Below are 5259 nucleotides of genomic sequence, written 5' to 3'. Positions count from 1 at the left end.
CCACAGGATTTGGTTTGACGAAGACTCGTGGTTGCCAGCTCGCGCCATAACTCCTCCCTGGGGTTATGGGTCCCGGCCTTCGCCGGGACGACACCTGTGGTGTGGCGGCCGGTTAAGCCCGCGGCTTTGCCGCCGCGACACCGCTGCCCTGCCGCCGGCGAATGATCCATATCGCCAGCCCCAATGTGATCGCCACGGCCGCCACGGTCAAAATCCAGATGTGCTTGCCGACATGCCCGTGGTGATGCAGCCCGGCATATTCGTGCAGGGCCGACACCGCCAGCACGCCCGGCAGCACATGCGCGGGGGCCCAGACCAGGATTGCCGGGATGTTGATCGCGTAGAAGCGGGCAGGGGGCATCCCGAGCGCGCCGGCCGTAACAGGGACAAACGCGCGGATCGGCGGCACGAAGCGGGCGAAGAACACGGCCCAGGTGCCGAAGCGGTGGAAGAAGCTTTCGCTCTCCTCGACCACGCGCGGATAATTGGTCAGCGGCCAGGTGTTGAGGATCTCGCGCTGCTGCCGGTGCCCGATCCAGTAGGCCGAGCCGTCACCCAGCACGGCCCCGGTCGCTGCCGCCAGCAGCACCCAGCCGAGTTTGAGCTCGCCGCCCGGGACCAGGGCGCTGAGCGCCAGGATGATGGTCGAGCCCGGCACCACCGATCCCACCACCGGAACCGCTTCCAGAAGCGCCGCCAGGAACAGGGTCAGATAGGCCAGCCACGCATGGGCCGAAACGAACGAGATCAAGGGATCGAGGAATGACGTCACGTCGGCTTTCGTGTTGGGCGGGGCCAGGCGGATTCAGACCCTACATAAGTAAGGGGAGGCGGTAAAAGTGCCATTCGCGTGGGCAGGCCAGCTGACCCGCCCGAAATTCGAGCGGGATTCGCAGGGCAGCCTTCCAAAAATCGCGCTCCTTGCCTATCTAAATGAAAAGACAATGGAACTTTGATTGGAGGGCGGGCTTCTGCCCGCACGTTGTCTCTGATAGGTTCGCAAACGCACCCAGCCGCAGCCACCGTGCAATAACTGGTCTCGGGATCGCCCGGGACCTCGGAGGATTGATGACGACCGCCGCTCTGTCCAAAGTTGAGGAAGTTTCCGGTTTGCCCGACATGAAGGTGTCGGTGCGCCAGGTGTTCGGGATCGACAGCGATCTCGAAGTGCCGGCCTATTCCGAAGTCGATCCTCACGTGCCCGAAGTCGATTCCGACTACCGCTTCGACCGCGCCACCACGCTCGCCATTCTCGCCGGCTTCGCCCGCAATCGCCGCGTGATGGTGACCGGCTATCACGGTACCGGCAAATCCACCCATATCGAGCAGGTCGCCGCCCGCCTGAACTGGCCCTGCGTGCGCGTCAACCTCGATAGCCATATCAGCCGTATCGACCTCGTCGGCAAGGACTCGATCGTGGTCCGCGACGGCAAGCAGGTCACCGAATTCCGCGACGGCATCCTGCCCTGGGCGCTCCAGCACAATGTCGCACTGGTGTTCGACGAATACGACGCCGGCCGCCCGGACGTGATGTTCGTGATCCAGCGCGTGCTGGAGGTCTCCGGCCGCCTGACGCTGCTGGACCAGAACAAGGTGATCAAGCCGCATCCGTCCTTCCGCCTGTTCGCGACCGCCAACACGGTCGGCCTCGGCGACACCTCGGGCCTCTATCACGGCACCCAGCAGATCAACCAGGGCCAGATGGACCGCTGGTCGATCGTCACCACGCTGAACTATCTCAGCCATGACGAGGAAGTGGAGATCGTGCTGGCGAAGGCCAAGCATTATCGCACCCAGGAAGGCCGCGACATCGTCAACAAGATGGTGCGCCTTGCCGATCTCACCCGTAACGCGTTCGCCAATGGCGATCTGTCGACGGTGATGAGCCCGCGCACGGTGATCACCTGGGCTGAGAACGCCGACATCTTCGGCGATATCGGTTTCGCCTTCCGCGTCACCTTCCTCAACAAGTGCGACGAGCTCGAGCGTCCCCTGGTCGCCGAGTTCTACCAGCGCTGCTTCAACGCGGAGCTGCCGGAGTCGGCGGTCAACGTGGCGCTCAGCTAGGCCATGCCAACCATCACCGTCGAGCGCACCATTGGGACCACCAAGAAGGCTGTGCTCGCCGGGCTCGGTGCCTATAATGACGAGCAGTTCGGGAAGCAGAGGGCCAAGAGCATCGCGGTCTCGTTGAAGGACGGCCGCAAGATCGTCGGCGGCATCGTCGGGCATCTCTGGGCCACGGTCCTGTTCATCCAGTATTTCTGGATCGACCAGAAGCAGCGCGGCAAGGGGCTTGGCACGAAGCTGATCGCGGCGATCGAGGACGAGGCAAGACGGCAGGGCGCGATCCAGGCCCATGTCGACACGATGAGTTTCCAGGCGCCGGGCTTCTATCGTTCCTGCGGGTACGAGGAATTCGGCACTCTCAAGGGCTATCCCGGCGGCGTGACGCGCCATTCGTTTACGAAGTCGCTATGAGCACATCATCATCCAATTCCAAATTCCGTAACAGCAAGGAAGCGCCGACCGAGCCGTTCAAGCGCTCGGTGGCCTCCTGCCTGAAGGCGATCGCGAAATCGCCCGAGCTCGAGGTCTCCTTTGCCGCCGAGCGGCCGGGCCTTGCGCCGGGCAAGGCGCGGCTGCCCGAGCCGGCGCGCAAGATGACCAAGCGTGACGCAGCAGTCGTGCGCGGCCACGCCGACTCCATCGCGCTGAAGATCGCCTGTCACGATCCGAAGCTGCATCGCAAGCTGATGCCGGGCAATCCGCAGGCGCGCGGCGTGTTCGAGGCGGTCGAGCAGGCTCGTGTCGAGGCCATCGGCGCGCGCCGCATGGCGGGCGTTGCGAAAAACCTCACCGCGATGCTCGACGATCATTTCCATCGCGGCAAGTTCGACGAGATCACCGACCGCGCCGACGCGCCGCTGGCCGATGCGCTGGCGATGCTGGTGCGCGAGCGCCTCACCGGCATGGCGCCGCCGACGGCTGCGAAGAAGATGGTCGATCTCTGGCGGCCGATTCTCGAAGACAAGATCGGCAAGCGGCTCGACCGGCTCGACGGCGTGGTCGAGGACCAGACCAGGTTCGGCGACGCCGTGCATGACCTCCTGTCGGCGCTCGAGCTCGGTGACGAACGCAACGCCGACAGCGAAGAGAATGACGACAACGACGAAAACCGCGACGGCGACAACGACCAGTCCGGCGCCGAGGGTTCGCCCGATTCCGATGCCGCCCAGGACATGAGCGCCGACCAGGCGCAGGCGTCGAGCGAGGAGATGAGCGAGAGCGCGATGGAAAGCGCGCAGGCCTCGACGTCGGACACGTTCGACGACGGCGAGCTCGGCGACGACGAGACGCCGGGCGAGGCGACGCGGCCGAATTCGCACGGGAAGAACGAGCCGCGCGGGCCGGAATACCACGCCTTCGCACCGAAATTCGACGAGGTGATTGCCGCCGAAGACCTCTGCGACCATGACGAGCTGGAGCGCTTGCGCGCCTATCTCGACAAGCAGCTCGCGCATCTGCAGGGCATCGTCGCCCGCCTCGCCAACCGGCTGCAGCGCAAGCTGATGGCGCAGCAGAACCGCGCCTGGGAGTTCGATCTCGAGGAGGGCATCCTCGACCCCGCGCGGCTGTCCCGCGTCGTCACCGATCCCTATCACCCGCTATCCTTCATGCACGAGAAGGAGGCGACGTTCCGCGACACCGTGGTGACGCTGCTGCTCGACAATTCCGGTTCGATGCGCGGCCGCCCGATCACGGTCGCGGCGACCTGCGCCGACATTCTCGCGCGCACGCTGGAGCGTTGCGGCGTCAAGGTCGAGATTCTGGGCTTCACCACCCGCGCCTGGAAGGGCGGGCAGTCGCGCGAGGCGTGGCTTGCCGCCGGCAAGCCGGCCAATCCCGGCCGTCTCAACGACCTCCGCCACATCATCTACAAGTCCGCCGACGCGCCCTGGCGCCGTGCGCGGAAGAACCTTGGCCTGATGATGCGCGAGGGACTGCTGAAGGAGAACATCGACGGCGAGGCGCTGGACTGGGCGCACAAGCGCCTGCTCGGCCGGCCCGAGCAGCGCAAGATCCTGATGATGATCTCGGACGGCGCGCCGGTCGACGATTCCACGCTGTCGGTCAATCCCGGCAACTATCTCGAGCGGCACCTGCGCCACATCATCGAGGAGATCGAGACCCGCTCGCCGGTCGAGCTGATCGCGATCGGCATCGGTCATGACGTCACGCGCTACTATCGCCGCGCGGTGACGATCGTGGACGCCGAGGAGCTCGGCGGCGCCATCACCGAGAAGCTCGCCGAGCTGTTCAGCGAGACCAACACCGCGCCGAGCCAGCCGGCCGGCCGGCCGCGACGCAAACTGCATTCGTGAGCAGCCATCGATCCCGCCGCAGCTTCCTTGGCCACGCGGCGGCGGGATTTTCCACTTTCGCACTGTCCCGATTGGCGCAGGCGCAAGCCACGACCGAGCCGCCGCCGCGCCCGCTCCAGGTCGAGCGCGCCGTCGCCGAGCCGGTCAGCATCGAGGTCAACGCGCGGCCGATCGCCAGTTTCGAGCCGCGCGACCGTTCGCGCACGCGCTTCGGTTCGCTGGAGTATCGCAGCGGCCTGGTGTTGACCTCGCCCTATCGCGGCTTCGGCGGCCTGTCCGGCATCCGGCTCGACGCCAAGGGCGAGCGCTTCCTCGCGATCTCCGACCAGGGCGGCTGGTTTACCGGGGCCATCCGCTATTCCGGCAGCAGGATGGCCGGGCTCGACGACGTCGAGGCGGCGCCGCTGCTCAATGCCGAGGGGCGGCCGATCACGGAAAAACGCCTGTGGTGGGATTCGGAGTCGCTGACGCGCGACGGCAATATCGTCTATGTCGGGCTCGAGCGCGTCAACCAGATCCTGCGCTACGATTTCTCGAAGGGCGGCACGCGCGCCCGTGGCGAGGTGATCCAGGTGCCGCCCGCCTTGCGCAGGCTGCCGCACAACAAAGGGCTCGAGGGGCTGGTCTTCGTCCCGAAGGGCCAGCCGCTCGCGGGCACCCTGATCGCCTTCTCCGAGCGCGGGCTGGACGCCGACGGCAATCTGGTCGCGTTCCTGATCGGCGGTCCCACGCCCGGCCAGTTCAGCGTCCGCCGCACCGAGAAATTCGACATCAGCGACGCGGTGCTGCTGCCCTCGGGCGAGCTGCTCATCCTCGAACGCAAATTCTCCTGGTTCAGCGGCGTCGACATCCGCATCCGCTCGATTCCCCCTGT

Annotated in this window: 5 protein-coding genes; 4 read left to right on the top strand and 1 reads right to left on the bottom strand. The window is 65.9% G+C overall.

Annotated elements, in window-relative coordinates:
• Window positions 1–112: 112 nt before the first annotated feature.
• Entirely contained in the window at window positions 113–772 is a 660-nt protein-coding gene (locus tag AC1D00_RS25285; RefSeq protein WP_135174895.1) for a DedA family protein, read from the bottom strand.
• A 296-nt stretch (window positions 773–1068) separates the two neighbouring features.
• On the opposite strand from AC1D00_RS25285, the gene cobS reads away from it, so the two are divergent.
• The 4 genes from cobS to AC1D00_RS25265 all read left to right on the top strand — a co-directional run.
• Window positions 1069–2067: a cobaltochelatase subunit CobS gene (cobS, locus tag AC1D00_RS25280; RefSeq protein ID WP_008144548.1), complete on the top strand. Its 999-nt coding sequence runs from the start codon at window positions 1069–1071 to the stop codon at window positions 2065–2067.
• Between the two features lie 3 nt (window positions 2068–2070).
• Window positions 2071–2481, top strand: coding sequence for a GNAT family N-acetyltransferase (locus AC1D00_RS25275; protein WP_027545236.1), 411 nt, complete (start codon window positions 2071–2073; stop codon window positions 2479–2481).
• On the top strand, window positions 2478–4385 hold the full coding sequence (gene cobT / locus AC1D00_RS25270; RefSeq protein ID WP_404552147.1) for a cobaltochelatase subunit CobT: 1908 nt from the start codon (window positions 2478–2480) through the stop codon (window positions 4383–4385). Before AC1D00_RS25275 ends, cobT begins: the two co-directional genes overlap by 4 nt.
• On the top strand, window positions 4382–5259 hold an 878-nt coding region (locus tag AC1D00_RS25265), incomplete at its 3' end, for an esterase-like activity of phytase family protein (RefSeq protein WP_477012522.1). The genes cobT and AC1D00_RS25265, both read left to right, overlap by 4 nt.

Source organism: Bradyrhizobium sp. P2_E8, assembly GCF_056403875.1.
Note: the sequence above shows the minus strand (reverse complement) of the source record. Positions and strands in the feature narration are given on the sequence as shown.